Here is a 19,449-nt window from a genome sequence, read left to right on the forward strand (position 1 = left end):
CTTCGCGCAGTGCCCGTCGCCCGCTCCGTCCGTCGAGCCTGGGGGCGGGCGTGAAGCTCTTCCAGCGCGCCCAGCGCTCCCTGTTCGGCGAGATCCTCGACTGGATGCTCACGCCGCTGCTGCTGCTGGTGCCGGTGAGCATCGGCGTGACCTGGCTGGTGGCGCAGGGCATCGCCAACGCGCCCTTCGACCGCGCGCTCGAGAACAACGTGCGCACGCTGGCCCGGCTGCTGGTGGTGCAGGACGGCCGCATCCAGTTCCCGCTGCCGCAGGCCGCGCGCGACATCCTGAGCGGGGACGACACCGACGTCGTCTACTACCAGGTGCTCGACGGCCGCGGCCAGCTGCTGAGCGGCGAGCGCGACGTGCCGCCGCCGCACTCCGACGAGCTGCCGACCACCGGCATGGTCTACCTGCACGACGCCACCATGCGCGGCAAGGCGGTGCGCATCGGCTCGCTGTGGGTGCCGGGCGCCACGCCCGAGGCGCCGCATGCGCTGGTGCAGGTGGCCGAGACGCGCGAGAAGCAGTCGGTGCTGGCCACCGAGATCATCAAGGGCGTGCTGCTGCCGCAGTTCGCGATCCTGCCGCTGGCGGTGCTGCTGATCTGGCTGGCGCTGGTGCGCGGCATCAAGCCGCTGTCGGTGGTGGAGGCGCGCATCCGCGAGCGCCGGCCCGACGACCTGAGCCCGCTCGACGAATCGGGCGTGCCGCTGGAGGTGATCCCGCTGGTGTCGTCGGTCAACGAACTGCTCAACAAGCTGCACGATTCGATCGCCACGCAGAAGCGCTTCCTGGCCGATGCCGCGCACCAGCTCAAGACGCCGCTGGCCGGGCTGCGCATGCAGGCCGACCTGGCGCAGCGCGAAGGCGCCAACGCCGAGGAGCTCAAGCAGTCGCTCAAGCAGATCGGCCGCGCCAGCGTGCGCGCCACCCACACGGTCAACCAGCTGCTGTCGCTGGCGCGCGCCGAGGGCAGCAGCGCCACGCTGGGCCGCCAGGCCTGCGACCTCGCGCGCCTGACCATCGAGGTGGTGCGCGAAGCCGTGCCGCGCGCCATCGAGCGGCGCATCGACCTGGGCTACGACGGCGCCGAGGCCGGCACGCCGGGCGTGACGCTGCAGGGCAACCCGACGCTGCTCAAGGAGCTGGTGCGCAACCTGGTCGACAACGCGCTGAACTACACGCCCTCGCCGCCCGACCACGCGGGCATGATCACCGCGCGCGTGCTGGCCGACCCCTTCGGCCGGGTGGTGGTGCTGCAGGTCGAGGACAACGGGCCGGGCATCGCCGAGGCCGACCGCGAGCTGGTGTTCGAGCCCTTCTACCGCGTGCTGGGCAACGAGGCCGACGGCTCGGGCCTGGGCCTGCCGATCGTGCGCGAGATCGCGCGCCAGCATGGCGCCAGCGTGCGGCTGGAGGATGCGCATCCGGACCAGCATCCGCCCGGCACGCGCTTCAGCGTGCGCTTCGAACTCGAAGAGAAGTAGCCGCCGCCGCGGCGGGCCGGCGGATCAGGGCGCCTGGCGGATCTGCAGCAGCTCGGGGCGCACCTGCAGCGCGAGGCGGTGCGGCTCGGCTTCGCCGAAGCCGGCCGGCTGGAAGCCCAGGGCCGCGAAGCTGCCCCGGCTCCAGGCGAAGTAGCCGAGGTTGGCCAGCACCAGCGCCAGCACGACGAAGCGGCTGCGCATGCTCAGGCGCCCGCGCGGACGCGAGGCCGCACGCTGACTTCGGAGCTGCTGATGACCTGCAGGCCGGCCGCGGTCTGCACCCGCAGCTCGCCGCCCCAGCCCACGCCGTCGCAGAGCCCGGCGGTGCCGTCGCTGAGCTGCACCTCGCGCCCGCGCAGCGTGTCGCGCTGGGCGAAGCGCTCGGCGAAGGGCGCGAAGCCGCGTTCGGCAAAGGCCTGCACGGTGTCGACCAGCGGCGGCACCACCGCGCGCAGCAGTTCGCCCGCGCTCGCCTCGGGCCGCCATTCGCCGATCCAGGCCGGCGGCGTGTTCAGGCCCTCGGCCTCGCGCGGGCCCAGGTTCAGGCCGATGCCGATCACCAGGTAGCGCTGCGCGGATTCGGACTGCGGCAGCGCGGTCTCGATCAGGATGCCGCCGAGCTTGCGGTCCTCGCGCCAGAGGTCGTTGGGCCACTTGAGCTGCAGGCCCGCGGCGCCGCCCGGGTCCAGGCTCTCGGCCACGCTGACGCCCACGGCCAGCGACAGGCCCGACCAGTCGCGCGGCGCCAGCGGCAGGCCCAGGGAAAAGGTCAGCGAGGACAGCTGCGCGCTCTGCCAGGGCCGGCCGAGCCGGCCGCGCCCGGCGGTCTGGCGCAGCGCCACCAGCAGCACCGGGGCGACGCTGCCCTGGCGCGCCCGGCGCATGAGCTCGGTGCTGGTCGAATCGATCTCGGCCACCACCTCGACGCCGAAGCCCGGCAGCCGCGGCGCCACGGCGGCGGTGATCTCGTCCTCGAACCAGGCGCTGGGCTGCTGCATCGCGGGCATCCTCAATCGGCGGCCTTGGCCTTCTTGCGTTTCTTCTTTTCGGCCTTCTCGGCCTTCTCGAGCTTCTCCGCCTTGGCCGCCTTCTTCTCGGCCTTGGCCTTGCGGGCCTTCTTCTTCGCCTTGCGCGCCTTCTTCTCGTCGTCCTCGTCCTTGGGCGTGAGCAGCGTGCCGCGGCAGGTCTCGGCGCCGCACCAGCAGGGGAACTCGGCCAGCAGCTCGGGCGTGTACGGCAGGTCGATCATCAGGCCGTAGTCGTAGTTGAGCTCCTCGCCGGCCGGGATGTCGCGCAGCGCCTTGATGAAGATGCGGCCCTCGATCTCGTCGGCCTCGCAGTTCGGGTCGCAGGCGTGGTTGATCCACTTGGCGGCGTTGCCGTCGACCTTGCCGTCGATCACGCGCTTGTCGTCGACGTGGAAATAGAAGGTGTGGTTCGGCTGGGCCGGATCGTGCGGATGGCGGCGCAGGGCCTCCTTCCAGGTGATCACCTCGCCCTTGTATTCGATCAGCGTGTCGCCCTTGGCGATGTCCTGCACGGCGAATACGCCCTTGCCGTGGACGCCCGAGCGGCGGGTCTGGATGCGGCGGCCTGGGATCGAGGGGATTTTTGAAGGCATCGCCGAAGTCTGATAGTTTGAATATGCACACACATGCGCGTGCGTGCGCACGCGAGAGCCGCCGATTGTAGGGCGCACTCGCGTTGCACACTGCACGCCATGGCTGCCGTCCGAGGGGACCGCGGGCCGCCGACCGGCAGCCCGGGCCCGCCTCGCCCCATTTTTTGAATGCTGGACTTATGAAGACACTGGTAATTGCAGAGAAACCGTCGGTGGCGCAGGACATCGTCCGCGCCCTCACGCCCACGGCCGGCAAGTTCGAGCGCTACGACGAATACTTCGAGAGCGAGCAGTACGTCGTGACCAGCGCCGTCGGCCACCTGGTCGAGATCCAGGCGCCGGAGGAATTCGACGTCAAGCGCGGCAAGTGGAGCTTCGCCAACCTGCCCGTGATCCCGCCGCACTTCGACCTCAAGCCGGTCGACAAGACCAAGACGCGCCTCAACGCCGTCGTGAAGCAGGCCAAGCGCAAGGACGTGACGCAGCTCATCAACGCCTGCGACGCGGGCCGCGAGGGCGAGCTGATCTTCCGGCTGATCGAGCAGTACGCGGGCGGCAAGACGCCGCTGAACAAGCCGGTGCGCCGGCTCTGGCTGCAGTCGATGACGCCGCAGGCGATCCGCGACGGCTTCGACTCGCTGCGCACCGAGCAGCAGATGCAGGGCCTGGCCGACGCCGCGCGTTCGCGCTCCGAGGCCGACTGGCTGGTGGGCATCAACGGCACCCGCGCCATGACCGCCTTCAACTCGCGCGACGGCGGCTTCTTCCTCACCACCGTCGGCCGCGTGCAGACGCCCACGCTGTCGGTGGTGGTCGAGCGCGAGGAGAAGATCCGCAAGTTCGTGAGCCGCGACTACTGGGAAATCCACGGCGCCTTCCAGGCCGAGGCCGGCCAGTACCCGGGCAAGTGGTTCGACGCCAGCTTCAAGAAGCCGCCGCCGGGCCCGGATGGCGTGGCCGACCCCGAGATGCGCGCCGACCGCGTGTGGAGCGAGCGCGAAGCCCGCGAGATCGCCGACGCGGCGCGCGGCAAGCCCGCCACCGTCACCGAGGAATCGAAGCCGACCACCCAGGCCTCGCCCGCGCTGTTCGACCTGACCTCGCTGCAGCGCGAGGCCAACGGCCGCTTCGGCTTCTCGGCCAAGACCACGCTGGCCCTGGCCCAGAGCCTCTACGAACGCCACAAGGCGCTGACCTACCCGCGGACCGACTCGCGCGCGCTGCCCGAGGACTACCTGCCGGTGGTGAAGAACACCATGGCCATGCTGGCCGACAGCGGCATGAAGCACCTCGCGCCCTTCGCCAAGCAGGCGGTGGACGGCAACTACGTCAAGCCCAACAAGCGCATCTTCGACAACGCCAAGGTGTCGGATCACTTCGCCATCATCCCGACGTTGCAGGCCCCGAGCGGCCTGAGCGAGGCCGAACAGAAGCTCTACGACTTCGTGGTGCGCCGCTTCCTGTCGGTGTTCTTCCCGAGCGCCGAGTTCCAGGTCACGACCCGCATCAGCACGGTGGAAACCAACGGCAAGAAATACCCCTTCCGCAGCGACGGCAAGGTGCTGGTCAAGCCGGGCTGGCTCGCGATCTGGGGCAAGGAAGCCGTGAGCGAGGACGACGAGAAGGACGGCAAGAACCTGGTGCCGGTGAAGGCTGGCGAGGTGGTGAAGACCGAATCGGCCGACCTCAAGGCGCTCAAGACCCGCCCGCCCGCGCGCTATTCCGAAGCCACGCTGCTGGGCGCGATGGAAGGCGCGGGCAAGACCATCGACGACGACGAGCTGCGCGAGGCCATGCAGGAGAAGGGCCTGGGCACGCCCGCCACGCGCGCGGCCACCATCGAAGGCCTGATCGCCGAGAAGTACATGCTGCGGGAAGGCCGCGAGCTGATCCCCACCGCCAAGGCCTTCCAGCTGATGACGCTGCTGCGCGGCCTGGGCGTGGAGGAACTCTCCAAGGCCGAGCTCACCGGCGAATGGGAATACAAGCTCGCGCAGATGGAGAAGGGCGCGCTGAGCCGCGCCGACTTCATGCGCGAGATCGCCGAGATGACGCAGCACATCGTCAAGAAGGCCAAGGAATACGACCGCGACACCGTGCCCGGCGACTACGCCACGCTGGCCACGCCCTGCCCCAACTGCGGTGGCGTGGTGAAGGAGAACTACCGCCGCTACAGCTGCACCGGCAAGCCTGGCGCGGAGCCCTGCGGCTTCTCCTTCGGCAAGTCGCCGGCCGGGCGCACCTTCGAGGTGGCCGAGGCCGAGCAGCTGCTGGCGGACAAGCACATCGGCCCGCTCGACGGCTTCCGCTCCAAGGCCGGCTGGCCCTTCACCGCCGAGATCGTGATCAAGTTCGACGAGGAGGCCAAGAACTGGAAGCTGGAGTTCGACTTCGGCGACGACAAGGACGGCGAGAGCGGCGAGATCGTCGACTTCAGCCAGCAGGACACGGTCGGCCCCTGCCCGATCTGCGGCGCCCCGGTGTTCGAGCACGGCGCCAACTACGTCTGCGAGAAGTCGGTGCCGACCGAGGGCCAGCCCACGCCGAGCTGCACCTTCAAGACCGGCAAGATCATCCTGACGCAGCCGGTCGAACGCGCGCAGATGGAGAAGCTGCTGGCCACCGGCAAGACCGACCTGCTCGACAAGTTCGTCTCGATGCGCACGCGCCGCGCCTTCAAGGCCTTCCTGGTCTGGAACAAGGAAGAGGGCAAGGTGACCTTCGAGTTCGCGCCGCGCGAAGGCGGCAGCAAGTTCCCCGCGCGCAAGACCTTCTCGAAGGCGGCGCCGGCGAAGAAGGTCGCGGCCAAGAAGACCGCCGCGGCGAAGACGCCGGCCGCCAAGAAGGCCGCCGCGCCCAAGGCGCCGCGCAAGCCGGGCGCGGGCCTCAAGCCCAGCGACGCGCTGGCCGCGGTGATCGGCGCCGAACCGGTGGCGCGCACCGAGGTCATCAAGAAGCTCTGGGACTACATCAAGGCCAACGGCCTGCAGGACGCGGCCAACAAGCGCGCGATCAACGCCGACGCCAAGCTCAAGCCGGTCTTCGGCAAGGACCAGGTGACGATGTTCGAACTGGCGGGCATCGTGGGCAAGCACCTCACGGCAGGCAGCTGACCGGAAGGCGCGTACGGGGTGTTACCGGCATCCCGGCGCGCCACCCCTACAGTGGGGTGTTCGTTCGCCCCTTTTGGAGCCGCCCGTGTCTCTTTCCCCGCGCCCCTTTCTCGTTCCCGTGCTGCTCGCCGCGGCGGCGCTCGCCTCGGCCTGCGGCGGCCTGCCCTCCGCGGGCGACAGCCGTGTCGACGGCCCGACCGCGGGCAGCCCGCGCAGCGGCGTCGAGGCCTTCGGCACCATCGATGCCGGCGTGAGCCGCTACGAGCAGAAGAAGTAGCGCTGCCGCTTCCCGTTCAGGCCGCGCCGGCCAGGTAGCCGTGCAGCGCGCCGCGCAGCTGCCGTGACAGCGCCGGCAGGTCCGGCCGGCCGCCGGTGCCGATGTGCGCATGCGCCATCAGGCCGTAGAGGATGGTCTGGCTCACGCGGGCCACCTCCTTCTTCCGGCAGTCGGGCGCGAGGTCCGACGCGGCCTCGAGCGCGCCCACCCATTCGGTCACGAAGCGGTCGTACATCTTGCGATAGGCCTCCGGGCCCGAGAGGTGGCGCTCGAGCAGGTAGTGCGCGCCCCAGGCCAGCGGCTGCTCGCGGTGGGCCTCGACCTGCGAATCGATGACCGCATCGACGATCTCGCGCAGCGGCCGGCCCGCCTGCGCGGTGACGGCCGCGCGCATGGCCAGCAGCAGCGCCTTGGAGCGCAGGTGCAGGCAGACGCGCGCCAGGTCTTCCTTGTTCTCGAAGTATTCGTAGAAGCTGCCGAGGCCCGTGCCCGCCACGGCCACGATCTCGCGGATGGTGACCGCGGCATAACCCTTCTCGACCCAAAGCCGAACAAAGGCTTCCTGCAGGGCCTGCGAGGTGTGGCGCGCGCGGGACTGGCGCGGCTTTCTCCTGGGCGCGGCGGCCGGTGGGCGGGCGCTGCTCATCGGCACCGAACCCGAACACCTTGCGGCCCGGTTGTTCCTAGAATTTTTGGAGACATCCAAGGCATTCTGCAATGACCCCCACCACCACCGCCCCCGAGGATTCGCGCACCGCCGTCTACACCGGCGCGGGCGACGCCTGGCAGCCCAGCGCGCTGTCGCGCGGCCCCTGGGACCCGCGCGCCCAGCACGGCGGCGCGCCCTGCGGCCTGCTCGCGCATGTGGCCGAGCGCGCCGCGCCCGGCCCCGGCTGGCAGCTCACGCGGCTCACGGTGGAGCTGGTCCGGCCGGTGCCGGTGGCGCCGCTGGTCACGCGCACCCAGGTGCAGGCCTCGCGCGCCACGGTGCGCGTGGGCATCGAGCTGCTGGCGGGCGAGGTGTGCGTGGCGCGCGCGCATGCGCTGCTGCTGGCCAGGAACGCGCTGGCGCTGCCGACGAACCTGCCGGGCTGGCCGCCAGCGCCGCTGCGGCCGCTGCCGCGCGACTGCAGCGAGCGCCTGCGCATTCCGGGCCTGCCCGACAGCGTCTCCTTCTACGGCAGCGCGGTCGAGTCCCGCCTGGCCGAAGGCGACGCGACGCAGCCCGGCCCCGGCGGCGCATGGTTCCGGCTTGCGGTGCCGCTGGTGCAGGGCGTGGCCACCTCGCCCGTCATGCGCGCCGCGGCAGCCGCCGATTTCGGCAACGGCCTGAGCTGGGTGCTGCCGCCCGATCGCTTCCTGTTCACCAACGCCGACATGAGCCTGAACCTGTTCCGCGCGCCCGAGGGCGAATGGATCGGCCTGCGTTCGGCCACCGAGGCGCACGGCGACGGCGTCGGCCTGGTCGTGTCCCGGCTGTACGACGAACGCGGCCCGATCGGCATCGCCACCCAGACGCTGGTGCTGCGCGAGCGCGCCGCCACCTGAAACCTTTCCCGACACTGGAGACAAGACCATGAGCACCACCGGCATCCACCCCGACAACCAGGTTCCCGAACTCAAGGACTACAACGTCTACACGCGCGACCCCGCGCTGCGCGCCGCGGTCGCGCGTGGCGGCGCGGGCTGGCGCGACGAAGAGCTGGTGCGCCAGGGGGCCGAGTACGGCGCCGAGGCCACGCTGCGCGCCGCCGAGGACGCCAACCGCCACGAACCCGAGCTGCACACGCACTCGCGCATCGGCGAGCGCATCGACCAGGTGCAGTTCCACCCGGCCTGGCACACGATGATGGCCATCGCCCGGCGCAACGGCATCGCCAACCTGCCCTTCTTCGACGAGCGGCCCTCGGCCTGGGTGGGCTACGGCGCCTCGCTCTACATGCACAGCCAGATCGAGTCGGGCTCGACCTGCCCGACCACCATGACCAAGGCCTGCATCCCGGTGATGCGCCGCAACGCCCCGCTGTATGCCGACCTGCGCGCCAAGCTGGCCTCGAACGAGCACGATGCGCGCGACATCCCGCTCGAGGGCAAGACCTCGATGACGGTCGGCATGGGCATGACCGAGAAGCAGGGCGGCAGCGACGTGCGCAGCAACACCACGCGCGCCGTGCCCGCGGGCAGCGGTCCGTGGGGCGACGAGTTCCTGATCACCGGCCACAAGTGGTTCTTCTCGGCGCCGATGTGCGACGGCCACCTGGTGCTGGCCAAGACCGACGAGCACGGGTCGTCGTGCTTCTTCGTGCCGCGCTGGCGGCCCGACGGGAGCAAGAACGCGATCCACATCCAGCGCCTGAAGGACAAGGTCGGCAACCGCTCCAACTCCAGCAGCGAGGTCGAGTTCAAGGAGGCCTGGGGCGTGCGCGTGGGCGACGAGGGCCGCGGCATCCCGACCATCATCGAGATGGCGACCGTGACCCGGCTCGACTGCGCGCTGTCCAGCGCGGGCTTCATGCGGCAGGCCTTCACGCAGGCCGCGCACTACGCGAGCCACCGCTACGCCTTCGGCAAGGCGCTGGTCGACCAGCCGGTGATGACCGAGCTGCTGGCCGACATGGCGCTCGAATCCGAGAGCGCCACGCTGCTGGCGATGGAGCTGGCTTCGCGCTTCGGCTCGGCCGCGCCGCTGGACACGGCCTGGCGCCGGCTGCTCACGCCGGCCGCCAAGTTCTGGAACTGCAAGCGCGCGGTGGCGCTGACCGGCGAGGCGATGGAAGTCTTCGGCGGCAACGGCTATGTGGAAGACGGCCCGATGGGGCGCCTGTTCCGCGAGGCGCCGGTCAACTCGATCTGGGAAGGCTCGGGCAACGTGATGTGCCTGGACGTGCTGCGCGCCGTTTCGCGCAACCCCGACGACGTGCAGCTGGTGCTCGAACAGCTGCAGGGCATCGCGGCCGGCGAGCCGCGGCTGCTGGCCGAGCTCGAGGCGCTGCGCCGCATGGTGCAGCTGCCGCCGCAGGAACTGGAGCGCCAGGCGCGCCGCTTCACGCAGCGGCTGGTGCGCGCCACGCAGGCCAGCCTGATGCTGCAGCACGCGAGCGCAGACGCCTCGGCCGCGTTCCTGTCGAGCCGCTTCGACCCCGACTGGGGCCCGGTCACCGGCATCAGCGCCGGCACGGGCGACCCCGGCGCGCTGGTGCGCGCGGCCTGGCACTGAAGAACGAGGCGACACCGATGGATTTCGTTTCCCTCCTCGACCAGCATGCCCTGGTCCAGCCGACGCGCGAGGCCCTGCGGCAGGACGGCCGCGCCTGGACCTACGCCGAACTGGCCGAGCTCACCCGCCGCGCGGCGACCGTGCTGCGCGCGCAAGGCGTCGGCCCGGGCGACAAGGTGGCGCTGCTGTGCTTCAACACGCCGGGCTTCGTGCTCGCGATGTTCGGCGCCTGGCGTCTGGGCGCGGCGGTGGTGCCGGTCAACCACAAGCTGCAGGCGCCCGAGATCGATTACCTGCTGGCCCATTCGGGCGCCCGGCTGTGCCTGGTCGACGGCACGCTGGCGCCGCAGGCCGCGCGCGTGGCGCACCGCTGCGACTGGCTCGCGACCGCGCAGGCGGCCGAGGGCCTGCCGCTGTTCGAGGACCTGCTGGCGCAGGCCGCGCCGCTGGCCGACGCAGCGCCGCCGGCCGCCGACACGCCGGCCCAGATCCTCTACACCTCGGGCACCACCGGCAAGCCCAAGGGCTGCCTGCACAGCCACCGCAACGTGTTCATGGCGGCGGTGTGCACGGCCGCGGGCATGGCGCTGTCGCGCAACGAGCGCACGCTGATCGCGATGCCGGTCTGGCACTCGTCGCCGCTCAACAACTGGCTGCTGGGCACGCTGCTGATGGGCGGCACCGTGGTGCTGCTGCGCGAGTACGCGCCCAAGGCCTTCCTCGACACGCTGGCGGCCGAGCGCATCAGCTTCACCTTCGGCGCGCCGATCGCCTTCCTCGCGCCGCTGTCGGTGGTGCCCGACGTGGCCGGCTACGACTTCAGCGCGATGCGCCTGTGGGCCTACGGCGGCGGCCCCCTGGGCGCCGACATGGCGCGCAAGCTGGCGCAGGGCTACCGCAGCGACCGCTTCGTGCAGGTCTACGGCATGACCGAATCGGGCCCGCTGGGCACGGTGCTGTACCCGGAGGACGCGATCGCCAAGGCCGGCTCCATCGGCCGCGCGGGCGTGCCCGGCGTGGCGGTGGAAGTGCGCCACCCGGACGGCCGGCGCTGCGCGGCGGGCGAGGTCGGCGAGATCCACCTGCGCTCACCGGCCGTGATGCAGGGCTACCTCGACAACCCGCAGGCCACGGCCGAGGCCTTCGACCCGCAGGGCTGGTACCGCACCGGCGACCTGGCGCGCATCGACGAAGACGGCTTCCTGTTCATCGTCGACCGGCTGCGCGACATGATCATCACCGGCGGCGAGAACGTCTATTCGAAGGAAGTGGAGGACGCGCTGGCCGCCCACCCCGAGGTGCAGGACGTGGCCGTGATCGGCCGCCCGCACCCCGAATGGGGCGAGACAGTGACGGCGGTGCTGGTGGCGCGCCCCGGCTGCACGCTCGAGGCGCAGGCGCTCGGCGCCTTCCTCGAACCCCGGCTGGCGCGCTACAAGATTCCGCGCGTCTACGAAGTGCGCGAGACGCTGCCGCGCACCGCCACCGGCAAGCTGCTCAAGCACCTGCTGCGCGCGCCGCCCTGAGCGGCGGATTCAGCGCCGCAGCAGCGCCTGGCGCAGCATGCGCGCCGCGCGGTCGCGGATCTTGCCGGGCGCGCTGCGGTGCGGCCGGTGCGGCTGCACGCGGGCCGCAGCGCAGGCGCCGAGGAAGTCGTTGAGGATGGCCGTGTCGTCGACCGTGCTGATGGTGCTGCCGGCCTTGTGGAACTCGGGGTGCCACTGGGTGGCGGCGATGTAGCCGCGGCCGGCCCGGCCGCTCACGCGGCGGATCGCCTCGGGCACGCGGTCGGGGTAGCTCCAGGCCTCGACCTCGAAGCCCGGCGCCAGGTCCTTGATGCCCTGGTGGTGGATGCTGTTGACCCGCGCGTGCTGCACGCCCGGGTACATGCGCGAGAGCTGCGAGCCCTCGACCAGCACGATGTCGTGGAAGTTCTGGTCGTAGCTCACCGGGTCGCGGTGGCGCAGCGCGTTGGGGTGCTGGGTCTCGATGTCCTGGAACAGCGTGCCGCCGAAGGCCACGTTGATCAGCTGCAAACCCCGGCAGACGCCGAAGATCGGCTTGCCGGCCTGCTCGAAGGCCTCGACCAGCGCCAGGTCGTAGAGGTCGCGGATGCGGTCGCCGACCCAGGCGTCGCGCATCGGCACCTCGCCGTAGCTGCCGGGCCAGACGTCGGCGCCGCCGTGCATCACCACGCCGTCGAGCCACTCGGCGTAGTGCGACAGCTTGGTGTCGCCGCGCGCGGTCTCGCCGGTCGGGCAGGGCACCATCACCACCATGGCGCCGGCGGACATCAGCCAGTGCGCGATCGACTGCTCGACGTACTGCAGGGTCTTGTTGGTGAACAGGGAACGCGAAGGGTCGGCGTGCTGGAAGCAGGCGGAGAGGCCGATCTTCAATCGACCGGCAACGTTCTGAGGCATGGCGGTGGCCGCGGGCGGCGCGGCGTACAGAGACGGAAAGCCATTGTGGCGCGGCGCGGCGCCGCAGGCCAGTCGGACGACATGCCTATATGCTTTCGTGTTGCGCAGACCGCAGACGGACTGCGCCCCCCATGAGGACACCGCGATGAAGACCATCCAAGGCCCGGGCATCTTCCTGGCCCAGTTCGCCGGCGACACGGCCCCGTTCAACTCGCTCGACGCCATCGCCGGCTGGGCCGCGGGCCTGGGCTACAAGGGCGTGCAGATCCCCAGCTGGGACGCGCGCCTGTTCGACCTCAAGAAGGCCGCCGAGAGCCAGGCCTACTGCGACGAGGTGCTGGGCACGCTGGCCCGGCACGGCCTGCAGATCACCGAGCTGTCGACCCACCTGCAGGGCCAGTTGGTGGCGGTGCACCCGGCCTACGACGCCGGCTTCGACGGCTTCGCGGCGCCCGAGGTGCGCGGCAACCCGGTCGCGCGCCAGCAGTGGGCGGTCGAGCAGCTGATGCTCGCGGCCCGGGCCTCGGCGCGGCTGGGCCTGAAGACCCACGCCACCTTCTCGGGCGCGCTGGCCTGGCCCTACCTGTATTCCTGGCCGCCGCGGCCGCCGGGCCTGATCGACGAGGCCTTCGACGAGCTCGGCCGGCGCTGGCTGCCGATCCTCAATGCCTTCGACGACGTGGGCGTGGACGTCTGTTACGAAGTGCACCCGGGCGAGGACCTGCACGACGGCGTGAGCTACGAGATGTTCCTCGAGCGCGTGGGCCAGCATCCGCGCGCCTGCCTGCTCTACGACCCGAGCCACTTCCTGCTGCAGCAGCTCGACTACCTGGCCTACATCGACCATTACCACGAGCGCATCAAGGCCTTCCACGTGAAGGACGCCGAGTTCAACCCGAGCGGCAAGCAGGGCGTCTACGGCGGCTTCCAGTCCTGGGTGAACCGCGCCGGGCGCTTCCGCTCGCTGGGCGACGGCCAGGTCGATTTCGGCGCCATCTTCTCGAAGATGGCCACCTACGACTTCGACGGCTGGGCGGTGCTGGAGTGGGAGTGCTGCATCAAGCACCCCGAGGACGGCGCCCGCGAAGGCGCGCCCTTCATCGCCGACCACATCATCCGCGTGGCCGACCGCGCCTTCGACGATTTCGCCGCCGGCGGGGTCGACCGGGCGGCCAACCGGCAGATGCTCGGCCTCGGCTGATGTCGTGCCGTTGTCACGCCAATTAGCAACACTTGTGCCAGATCGGGTAGAATGTGCGGTTCGTTTCGATACCACGACGAAGCACTTCGTCATCCTGCCGGCTGACCTGGCCGATCCCCGGATCGTCAGGCGCCTCACTTTCAAGCCGGCCCAATACAGTGTGTTGGAGCGCCAGACCGGGCGCCCATGATTGCCACCACTGCCTTCGTTCCTGTTGAAGCGAATTTCGCGCTGTCTGCGTCCCCGGGTGCTTTTTTTGAAGCCTCCAGCGGCCGGCCCGCGCCCGTTTTCAATTATTTTCAGCGTATTGCGGCGTCGCAATGCGCGAAGGCTTTCATGGACATCATTCAACACAGCGTGGCGGTGGGCAAGTACCTCGTCTCGCCGCTCATCAAGAACCTGGACGACGGTCGCTTCGCCGCGTCCGTGTCGATCCGCTCGGGCCGCGGCAGCGGCATGCACGACCGCGTCATGCGCTTCACGCCCCATTTCTCGAGCCACGGCGCCGCGCTGCGCTACGCGGTCGACCAGGGGCTGGGCTGGGTGCGTGAACGCACCGTCCCGCAGCACACTCCAATGCATTGCGCCGCCTGAGCGGCACACGGCTTTTCCCATCATCATCACGACAACTTTTCAGAGGTAATTCATGGCCAAGGAAGAACTGATCGAAATGAACGGCGCAGTGACGGAAGTCCTGCCCGACTCGCGCTACCGCGTGACGCTCGACAACGGTCACCAACTGATCGCCTACAGCGGCGGCAAGATGCGCAAGCATCACATCCGCATCCTGGCGGGCGACAAGGTGTCGCTCGAGCTCTCGCCCTACGACCTGACCAAGGGACGGATCACCTTCCGCCACCTGGAACGCCGCGGCCCGCCGCCCACCAACAACGGCGGCGCACCGCGCCGTTGATCGACGACCAGAGACGCATCCCAGTGACAGGTTCCGCCACCGGTTTCGGCTCGCTGCCGCTCGCGCCGCAGACGCTCGCCAACCTCACGCAGTTGGGCTATCTGCAGATGACGCCCATCCAGGCGGCCAGCCTGCCCGTGGCGCTGCTCGGCAAGGACCTGATCGCCCAGGCCAAGACCGGCAGCGGCAAGACCGCGGCCTTCGCCCTCGCCCTGCTGGCCAACCTCAACCCGCGCCGCTTCGCGGTGCAGGCGATGGTGCTGTGCCCCACGCGCGAGCTGGCCGACCAGGTCACGACCGAGATCCGCCGGCTGGCGCGCGCCGAGGAAAACATCAAGGTCGTCACGCTGTGCGGCGGTGTCGCCCTGCGCGGCCAGAACGCCAGCCTCGAGCACGGCGCCCACATCGTGGTCGGCACGCCCGGCCGGATCATGGACCACCTCGAACGCGGCAACCTGAGCCTCGAGGCGCTCAACACGCTGGTGCTCGACGAAGCCGACCGCATGCTGGACATGGGCTTCTTCGAGGACATCGTGACGGTGGCGCGCCAGTGCCCGCCCGAGCGTCAGACGCTGCTGTTCTCGGCCACCTACCCCGAAGGCATCGCCAAGCTGGCGGCGCAGTTCATGAAGGCGCCGCAGCAGATCACCGTGGCCGCCCAGCACGAGGAAGGCAAGATCGTCCAGCGCTGGTACGAGGTCAAGAACAACGACCGGCTGCACGCGGTGTCGCTGCTGCTCGACCACTTCCGCCCGCAGAGCACGCTGGCCTTCTGCAACACCAAGCAGCAATGCCGCGACCTGGTCGCGGTGCTGCAGGCACAGGGCTTCAGCGCGATGGCGCTGTTCGGCGAGCTGGAGCAGCGCGAGCGCGACCAGGTGCTGGTGCAGTTCTCCAACCGCTCCTGCTCGGTGCTGGTGGCGACCGACGTGGCCGCGCGCGGCCTGGACATCGCCCAGCTCGAAGCCGTGATCAACGTCGACGTGACGCCCGATTCGGAGATCCACATCCACCGCATCGGCCGCACCGGCCGCGCGGACGCCGAAGGCCTGGTGCTGAACCTGGCCTCGATGGACGAGATGGGCAGCGTCGGCAAGATCGAGCAGCTGCAGGGCCGCGAATCCGACTGGCATGCGCTGGCCGAACTCACGCCCGGCACCGGCGAACCGCTGCGCCCGCCGATGTCCACGCTGCAGATCGTCGGCGGCCGCAAGGAGAAGATCCGCGCCGGCGACGTGCTGGGCGCGCTCACCGGCGACGCCGGCTTCACCAAGGAGCAGGTGGGCAAGATCAACGTCAACGAGTTCTCCACCTATGTGGCTGTCGACCGTCGCATTGCACGCGAAGCGGCCCACAAACTGTCCACCGGCCGTGTCAAGGGCAAGTCCGTCAAGGTACGGCTGCTCGACGATGTGGCTTAATTACGCCCTTCGACCCTTTTTTATCCCGAGCTACCATGCCCAAGAAAATTCGCACCGAGGCAGACCGCATTGCCACCCCCGCCCCCACCCCGCTGCCGGGCTTCAGCCTGCCCAAGATGGGTGGCGGCCAGAAGGTCAGCCTGGAACGCGGCGTCGCCACGCGCAGCAAGAAGAACCCCGGCAAGCGCGCCAAGAAGGGCGGCTGATCTCCAGCCCCTTCGGACCGCTCCGTGAACGACGCGCCTTCGGGCGCGTTTTTCATGGGGCGTCCGCCTGAACCTACCCTTCGGTAGAAAGTCGCAGACGCGACCGTACCGCGGGCAAACCTCAGTCGACCGGCCCCGACCCGGTCCCCACAATGCCTCGCTTGCCCCTGTGCCGCCGACGACGCGGCACGGCCCGGGGTCTTTTGCGAGGGATCGACGTGGAACTGTTCTTTCAGCAACTTCTCAACGGCCTGACGGTCGGCGGGGTCTACAGCCTGGTGGCCCTGGGCCTGACGCTGGTCTACGGCATCCTGCACGTGCCGAACTTCGCCCATGGCGCGTTCTACATGTCGGGCGCCTTCGCCGGCTACTACCTGATGGTCAAGCTGGGCCTGAACTACTGGGTGGCGATGGCCGGCGCGGCGGTGATCGTGGCGGCCATCGCGATGCTGGCCGACCGGCTGGTGTTCCACCCGCTGCGCAACGCGCCCGAGCTGCACGACATGATCGCGGCCATCGGCATCCTGCTGTTCCTCGAGGCCGGGGCGCAGGCGATGTTCGGCGCCGACTTCCACCGCATGCCCACGCCCTACGGCCAGATCGTCGAGATCTTCGGCCTCACCGCGCCGCTGCAGCGGCTGCTGATCATCGTCGGCGCCTTCAGCCTGGTGGCGGTGCTGCACCTGTTCCTCACCCGCACCGTGACCGGCTCGACCATCATCGCGATGGCGCAGAACCCGCAGGGCGCGGCGCTGGTGGGCATCGACGCCACCCGGGTCAAGCTGCTGGTGTTCGCGATCTCGGGCGCGCTGGCGGCCATCGCCGCGGTGCTGTACGCGCCGATCAACCTGGTCTACCCGGCGATGGGCCACTTGGTGATCACCAAGGCCTTCGTGATCATCATCCTGGGCGGCATGGGCAGCTTCCCCGGCGCCATCGTGGGCGGGCTGATCATCGGGCTGGCCGAGAGCTTCGGCGGCTTCTACTTCTCCACCGACTACAAGGACATCATCGCCTTCGTGCTGCTGGTGGTGATCCTGTCGTTCCGGCCGCAGGGCCTGTTCACGCCCAAGGGAGCGCGCGCATGAGCCGGCTGTTCGAAGGCCGCACCGGCTGGGCCCTGCTGGCGCTGGCGGCGCTGGTGTTCCCGCTGTTCGCGCAGAACAACTACCTGATCTCGGTCGCGACGCAGGCCTTCATCATGGCCATCGCCGCGCTGGGCCTGAACCTGATCACCGGCTACACGGGGCAGTTCAACCTCGCGCACGGCGCCTTCATGGCGGTGGGCGCCTACACGGTGGGCATCCTGACGGTCGACCACCAGGTGCCGTTCTGGATCGCCTTCCTGCTCGCGGGCGGCGTGACCGCGGTGCTGGGCTTCTTCGTGGGCCTGCTGTCGCTGCGCCTCAAGGGCCACTACTTCTCGATCTTCACGCTCTGCGTGAGCTACATCATGTTCCTGCTGATCGAGAAGTGGGAAAGCCTCACGCACGGGCCGGTGGGCATCATGGGCATCCCCTCGCCGCCGGGCCTGGGGCCGGTGCAGTTCGGCACGCCGCTGTCGCAGTACTACCTGGTGCTGGCCTTCCTGGTGCTGGGCATCTGGGTCATGGCGCGCATCGTGCGCTCGCTGCTGGGCCGCAGCTTCATGGCGGTGCGCAACAGCGACGAGCTGGCCGAGGCGCTGGGCATCGACCTGATGCGCACCAAGACCCTGTCCTTCGTGCTGTCGGTGGTGTATGCGGGCTTCGCGGGCGCGCTCTACGCGGGCCAGGTGCGTTTTCTCGGGCCCGACCTGGCGAGCGAGGTCGTGACCTTCGACCTGGTGATGTTCGTGCTGGTGGGCGGCGTCGGCACGCTGCTCGGTCCGCTGGTGGGCACGCTGCTGGTGACCTACCTCACGCAGAGCCTGCAGTTCCTGCAGGACTACCGCATGGTGGTCTTCGGGCCGGTGCTGATCGCGCTGATCATCTTCCTGCCCGACGGCCTGGTCGGCACCTGGCTCAAGCGCCGCGCGCGGCGTGCGGCGGCGCTGGCGCCGGCCCCTGCAACTCCCCCTGCAGCGCCGGCCAAGGAGGACCCGTCCCATGCTTGAGATCACCGGCCTCACCAAGCAGTTCTTCGGCCTGACCGCGGTCGACGACGTCACGACGCGCTTCGAGCGCGGCCAGGTCAGCGCCATCATCGGCCCCAACGGCGCGGGCAAGACCACCTTCTTCAACCTGGTGGCCGGCACGCACCCGCCGACCTCGGGGCGCATCGTGTTCAAGGAGCGCGACGTGACCGGGCTGCGGCCCGACCACGTGGCGCGGCTGGGCATCGCGCGCACCTTCCAGAGCACGCACCTGTTCGACAACGCCACCGTGCTCGACAACCTGATCGTGGGCCACCGGCTGCGCACGCGGTCGGGGCTGTGGGACGTGCTGGTCAACTCGCGCCGGCTGCGGGAGGAAGAACGCCTGTGCCGCGAGAAGGCGCGCGAGGCGCTGGACTTCGTCGGGCTGTCGCACGTGGCGCACCGCATCGCGGCCGACATCACGCAGGAGGAGCGCAAGCGCGTGGCCTTCGCGCTGGCGCTCGCGACCGACCCCGAACTGCTGCTGCTGGACGAGCCCGCGGGCGGCGTGAACCCCGAGGAAACCGTCGGCCTGGCGGCGCTGATCCGCAAGCTGGTCGACCACGGCAAGACCGTGTGCCTGATCGAACACAAGATGGACATGATCATGCGGCTGGCCGACAAGATCGTGGTGCTGAACAACGGCGCCAAGATCGCCGAGGGCACGCCCGCGGAGATCCGCCGCGATCCGCAGGTGATCGAAGCCTACCTGGGAGCCGACCATGCTGCGGTTTGAGAACGTCGACCTGCACTACGGCAGCTTCCGCGCGCTGCAGGGCCTCACGCTGCATGCCGAGGCGGGCGAGCTGGTGGTGCTGCTGGGCGCCAACGGCGCGGGCAAGACCTCGATCTTCATGGCGGCCAGCGGCATCCACAAGCCCAGCGCCGGCAGCATCCGGCTGGCCGAGCGCGAGATCGCGGGCATGCGCACCGCGCAGATCGTGCAGGCCGGCCTGGTGCAGTGCCCCGAGGGCCGCAAGCTGTTCCCGATGATGACGGTGCGCAAGAACCTGGAGCTCGGCGCCTATGTGCACCGCGGCGACAAGGCCGGCATCCGGCGTTCGATCGACGAGGTGTTCGGCCTGTTCCCGATCCTCGAGAAGAAGCAGGACGACCCCGCCGGCTCGCTGTCGGGCGGCCAGCAGCAGATGGTGGCCATCGGCCGCGCGATGCTGGGCCGGCCCAAGGTGCTGCTGCTCGACGAGCCCTCGCTGGGCCTGGCGCCGCTGGTGGTCAAGCAGGTGTTCGAGGTCATCCAGCGCATCAACCAGGCCGGCACCACCGTGCTGCTGGCCGAGCAGAACGCCTTCTCGGCGCTGGCCATCGCGCACCGTGCCTACGTGATCGAGCGCGGGCGCATCACGCTCGAGGGCGACCGCGATTCGCTGCTCAACAACGAAGCCGTCCGGGCCGCCTACATCGGCGCCTGATTTTCTTTTTCACACCGGAGA

The 19,449-nt window shown here is 69.9% G+C and carries 20 protein-coding genes; 15 read left to right on the forward strand and 5 right to left on the reverse strand.

What is annotated here, in order from left to right; translation table 11 throughout:
* Positions 1–50: 50 nt before the first annotated feature.
* The gene (locus QTI20_RS26655) at positions 51–1,490 is read left to right on the forward strand and encodes a sensor histidine kinase (protein WP_183028649.1); all 1,440 of its coding nucleotides are present in this window, start codon (positions 51–53) and stop codon (positions 1,488–1,490) included.
* A 24-nt stretch (positions 1,491–1,514) separates the two neighbouring features.
* On the opposite strand, the gene QTI20_RS26660 is transcribed toward QTI20_RS26655, so the two are convergent.
* Genes QTI20_RS26660 through QTI20_RS26670 form a run of 3 tightly spaced genes read right to left on the reverse strand, consistent with a single transcriptional unit; the run spans position 1,515 to position 3,111 of the window.
* Positions 1,515–1,691, reverse strand: coding sequence for a sporulation protein (locus tag QTI20_RS26660; protein ID WP_286555354.1), 177 nt, complete (start codon positions 1,689–1,691; stop codon positions 1,515–1,517).
* A gap of 2 nt (positions 1,692–1,693) precedes the next feature.
* Positions 1,694–2,488, reverse strand: coding sequence for a biotin--[acetyl-CoA-carboxylase] ligase (locus tag QTI20_RS26665; protein WP_183028647.1), 795 nt, complete (start codon positions 2,486–2,488; stop codon positions 1,694–1,696).
* An 11-nt stretch (positions 2,489–2,499) separates the two neighbouring features.
* Positions 2,500–3,111, reverse strand: a complete 612-nt coding sequence (locus QTI20_RS26670; protein WP_183028646.1) for an SET domain-containing protein — start codon at positions 3,109–3,111, stop codon at positions 2,500–2,502.
* Positions 3,112–3,290: 179 nt separating this feature from the next.
* Here QTI20_RS26670 and QTI20_RS26675 point away from each other — a divergent pair, with 179 nt between their 5' ends.
* Together QTI20_RS26675 and QTI20_RS26680 are read left to right on the forward strand one after the other, a co-directional pair.
* Positions 3,291–6,224: a DNA topoisomerase III gene (locus QTI20_RS26675; RefSeq protein ID WP_286555353.1), complete on the forward strand. Its 2,934-nt coding sequence runs from the start codon at positions 3,291–3,293 to the stop codon at positions 6,222–6,224.
* Positions 6,225–6,309: 85 nt separating this feature from the next.
* A complete protein-coding gene (locus QTI20_RS26680; RefSeq protein ID WP_286555352.1) occupies positions 6,310–6,501 on the forward strand; it encodes a hypothetical protein in 192 nt (63 codons plus the stop codon).
* Positions 6,502–6,517: 16 nt separating this feature from the next.
* On the opposite strand, the gene QTI20_RS26685 is transcribed toward QTI20_RS26680, so the two are convergent.
* On the reverse strand, positions 6,518–7,147 hold the full coding sequence (locus QTI20_RS26685; protein WP_286555350.1) for a TetR/AcrR family transcriptional regulator: 630 nt from the start codon (positions 7,145–7,147) through the stop codon (positions 6,518–6,520).
* Between the two features lie 71 nt (positions 7,148–7,218).
* Between QTI20_RS26685 and QTI20_RS26690 the strand changes: the two genes are divergently transcribed.
* The 3 genes from QTI20_RS26690 to QTI20_RS26700 are packed head-to-tail and all read left to right on the forward strand — an operon-like array spanning position 7,219 to position 11,244.
* Positions 7,219–8,049, forward strand: a complete 831-nt coding sequence (locus QTI20_RS26690; protein ID WP_286555348.1) for a thioesterase family protein — start codon at positions 7,219–7,221, stop codon at positions 8,047–8,049.
* 28 nt (positions 8,050–8,077) lie between these two features.
* Positions 8,078–9,718, forward strand: coding sequence for an acyl-CoA dehydrogenase family protein (locus QTI20_RS26695; RefSeq protein WP_286555346.1), 1,641 nt, complete (start codon positions 8,078–8,080; stop codon positions 9,716–9,718).
* A 17-nt stretch (positions 9,719–9,735) separates the two neighbouring features.
* On the forward strand, positions 9,736–11,244 hold the full coding sequence (locus QTI20_RS26700) for a class I adenylate-forming enzyme family protein (protein WP_286555345.1): 1,509 nt from the start codon (positions 9,736–9,738) through the stop codon (positions 11,242–11,244).
* Between the two features lie 9 nt (positions 11,245–11,253).
* On the opposite strand, the gene QTI20_RS26705 is transcribed toward QTI20_RS26700, so the two are convergent.
* The gene (locus QTI20_RS26705) at positions 11,254–12,141 is read right to left on the reverse strand and encodes a gamma-glutamyl-gamma-aminobutyrate hydrolase family protein (protein ID WP_286555344.1); all 888 of its coding nucleotides are present in this window, start codon (positions 12,139–12,141) and stop codon (positions 11,254–11,256) included.
* A gap of 145 nt (positions 12,142–12,286) precedes the next feature.
* Here QTI20_RS26705 and QTI20_RS26710 point away from each other — a divergent pair, with 145 nt between their 5' ends.
* From QTI20_RS26710 to QTI20_RS26750, 9 genes are all read left to right on the forward strand, one after another.
* Positions 12,287–13,342 (forward strand): sugar phosphate isomerase/epimerase family protein, encoded by a 1,056-nt coding sequence (locus tag QTI20_RS26710; RefSeq protein WP_286555342.1) that lies wholly within the window; start codon positions 12,287–12,289, stop codon positions 13,340–13,342.
* 336 nt (positions 13,343–13,678) lie between these two features.
* Positions 13,679–13,936, forward strand: a complete 258-nt coding sequence (locus QTI20_RS26715) for a hypothetical protein (protein ID WP_183028733.1) — start codon at positions 13,679–13,681, stop codon at positions 13,934–13,936.
* A 52-nt stretch (positions 13,937–13,988) separates the two neighbouring features.
* Positions 13,989–14,255 carry a translation initiation factor IF-1 gene (gene infA, locus QTI20_RS26720; RefSeq protein WP_183028637.1) on the forward strand — a complete coding sequence of 89 codons (267 nt, stop codon included), beginning with the start codon at positions 13,989–13,991 and terminating at the stop codon, positions 14,253–14,255.
* A 23-nt stretch (positions 14,256–14,278) separates the two neighbouring features.
* Complete coding sequence (dbpA, locus tag QTI20_RS26725) at positions 14,279–15,676, forward strand: ATP-dependent RNA helicase DbpA (RefSeq protein ID WP_286555340.1); 1,398 nt, start codon at positions 14,279–14,281, stop codon at positions 15,674–15,676.
* Between the two features lie 35 nt (positions 15,677–15,711).
* Positions 15,712–15,882, forward strand: coding sequence for a hypothetical protein (locus tag QTI20_RS26730; RefSeq protein WP_183028635.1), 171 nt, complete (start codon positions 15,712–15,714; stop codon positions 15,880–15,882).
* A 218-nt stretch (positions 15,883–16,100) separates the two neighbouring features.
* Positions 16,101–16,970 carry a branched-chain amino acid ABC transporter permease gene (locus QTI20_RS26735; protein WP_183028634.1) on the forward strand — a complete coding sequence of 290 codons (870 nt, stop codon included), beginning with the start codon at positions 16,101–16,103 and terminating at the stop codon, positions 16,968–16,970.
* Positions 16,967–17,977 carry a branched-chain amino acid ABC transporter permease gene (locus QTI20_RS26740; protein WP_183028633.1) on the forward strand — a complete coding sequence of 337 codons (1,011 nt, stop codon included), beginning with the start codon at positions 16,967–16,969 and terminating at the stop codon, positions 17,975–17,977. Before QTI20_RS26735 ends, QTI20_RS26740 begins: the two co-directional genes overlap by 4 nt.
* Positions 17,970–18,734 carry an ABC transporter ATP-binding protein gene (locus tag QTI20_RS26745; protein WP_183028632.1) on the forward strand — a complete coding sequence of 255 codons (765 nt, stop codon included), beginning with the start codon at positions 17,970–17,972 and terminating at the stop codon, positions 18,732–18,734. Before QTI20_RS26740 ends, QTI20_RS26745 begins: the two co-directional genes overlap by 8 nt.
* Positions 18,721–19,428 (forward strand): ABC transporter ATP-binding protein, encoded by a 708-nt coding sequence (locus QTI20_RS26750; protein WP_286555339.1) that lies wholly within the window; start codon positions 18,721–18,723, stop codon positions 19,426–19,428. The genes QTI20_RS26745 and QTI20_RS26750 overlap by 14 nt, the downstream gene beginning before the upstream one ends.
* Positions 19,429–19,449: the final 21 nt, after the last annotated feature.

This window comes from Variovorax sp. J2P1-31 (genome assembly GCF_030317215.1).
Lineage (GTDB): Bacteria > Pseudomonadota > Gammaproteobacteria > Burkholderiales > Burkholderiaceae_C > Variovorax.

Coding starts and splice junctions, on each gene's coding strand:
- QTI20_RS26660 (WP_286555354.1), bottom strand. CDS start 1,691: ATGCGCAGCCGCTTCGTCGTGCTGGCGCTGGTGCTGGCCAACCTCGGC.
- QTI20_RS26665 (WP_183028647.1), bottom strand. CDS start 2,488: ATGCAGCAGCCCAGCGCCTGGTTCGAGGACGAGATCACCGCCGCCGTG.
- QTI20_RS26670 (WP_183028646.1), bottom strand. CDS start 3,111: ATGCCTTCAAAAATCCCCTCGATCCCAGGCCGCCGCATCCAGACCCGC.
- QTI20_RS26675 (WP_286555353.1), top strand. CDS start 3,291: ATGAAGACACTGGTAATTGCAGAGAAACCGTCGGTGGCGCAGGACATC.
- QTI20_RS26685 (WP_286555350.1), bottom strand. CDS start 7,147: ATGAGCAGCGCCCGCCCACCGGCCGCCGCGCCCAGGAGAAAGCCGCGC.
- QTI20_RS26690 (WP_286555348.1), top strand. CDS start 7,219: ATGACCCCCACCACCACCGCCCCCGAGGATTCGCGCACCGCCGTCTAC.
- QTI20_RS26695 (WP_286555346.1), top strand. CDS start 8,078: ATGAGCACCACCGGCATCCACCCCGACAACCAGGTTCCCGAACTCAAG.
- QTI20_RS26700 (WP_286555345.1), top strand. CDS start 9,736: ATGGATTTCGTTTCCCTCCTCGACCAGCATGCCCTGGTCCAGCCGACG.
- QTI20_RS26705 (WP_286555344.1), bottom strand. CDS start 12,141: ATGCCTCAGAACGTTGCCGGTCGATTGAAGATCGGCCTCTCCGCCTGC.
- QTI20_RS26710 (WP_286555342.1), top strand. CDS start 12,287: ATGAAGACCATCCAAGGCCCGGGCATCTTCCTGGCCCAGTTCGCCGGC.
- QTI20_RS26715 (WP_183028733.1), top strand. CDS start 13,679: ATGGACATCATTCAACACAGCGTGGCGGTGGGCAAGTACCTCGTCTCG.
- infA (WP_183028637.1), top strand. CDS start 13,989: ATGGCCAAGGAAGAACTGATCGAAATGAACGGCGCAGTGACGGAAGTC.
- QTI20_RS26730 (WP_183028635.1), top strand. CDS start 15,712: ATGCCCAAGAAAATTCGCACCGAGGCAGACCGCATTGCCACCCCCGCC.
- QTI20_RS26740 (WP_183028633.1), top strand. CDS start 16,967: ATGAGCCGGCTGTTCGAAGGCCGCACCGGCTGGGCCCTGCTGGCGCTG.
- QTI20_RS26745 (WP_183028632.1), top strand. CDS start 17,970: ATGCTTGAGATCACCGGCCTCACCAAGCAGTTCTTCGGCCTGACCGCG.
- QTI20_RS26750 (WP_286555339.1), top strand. CDS start 18,721: ATGCTGCGGTTTGAGAACGTCGACCTGCACTACGGCAGCTTCCGCGCG.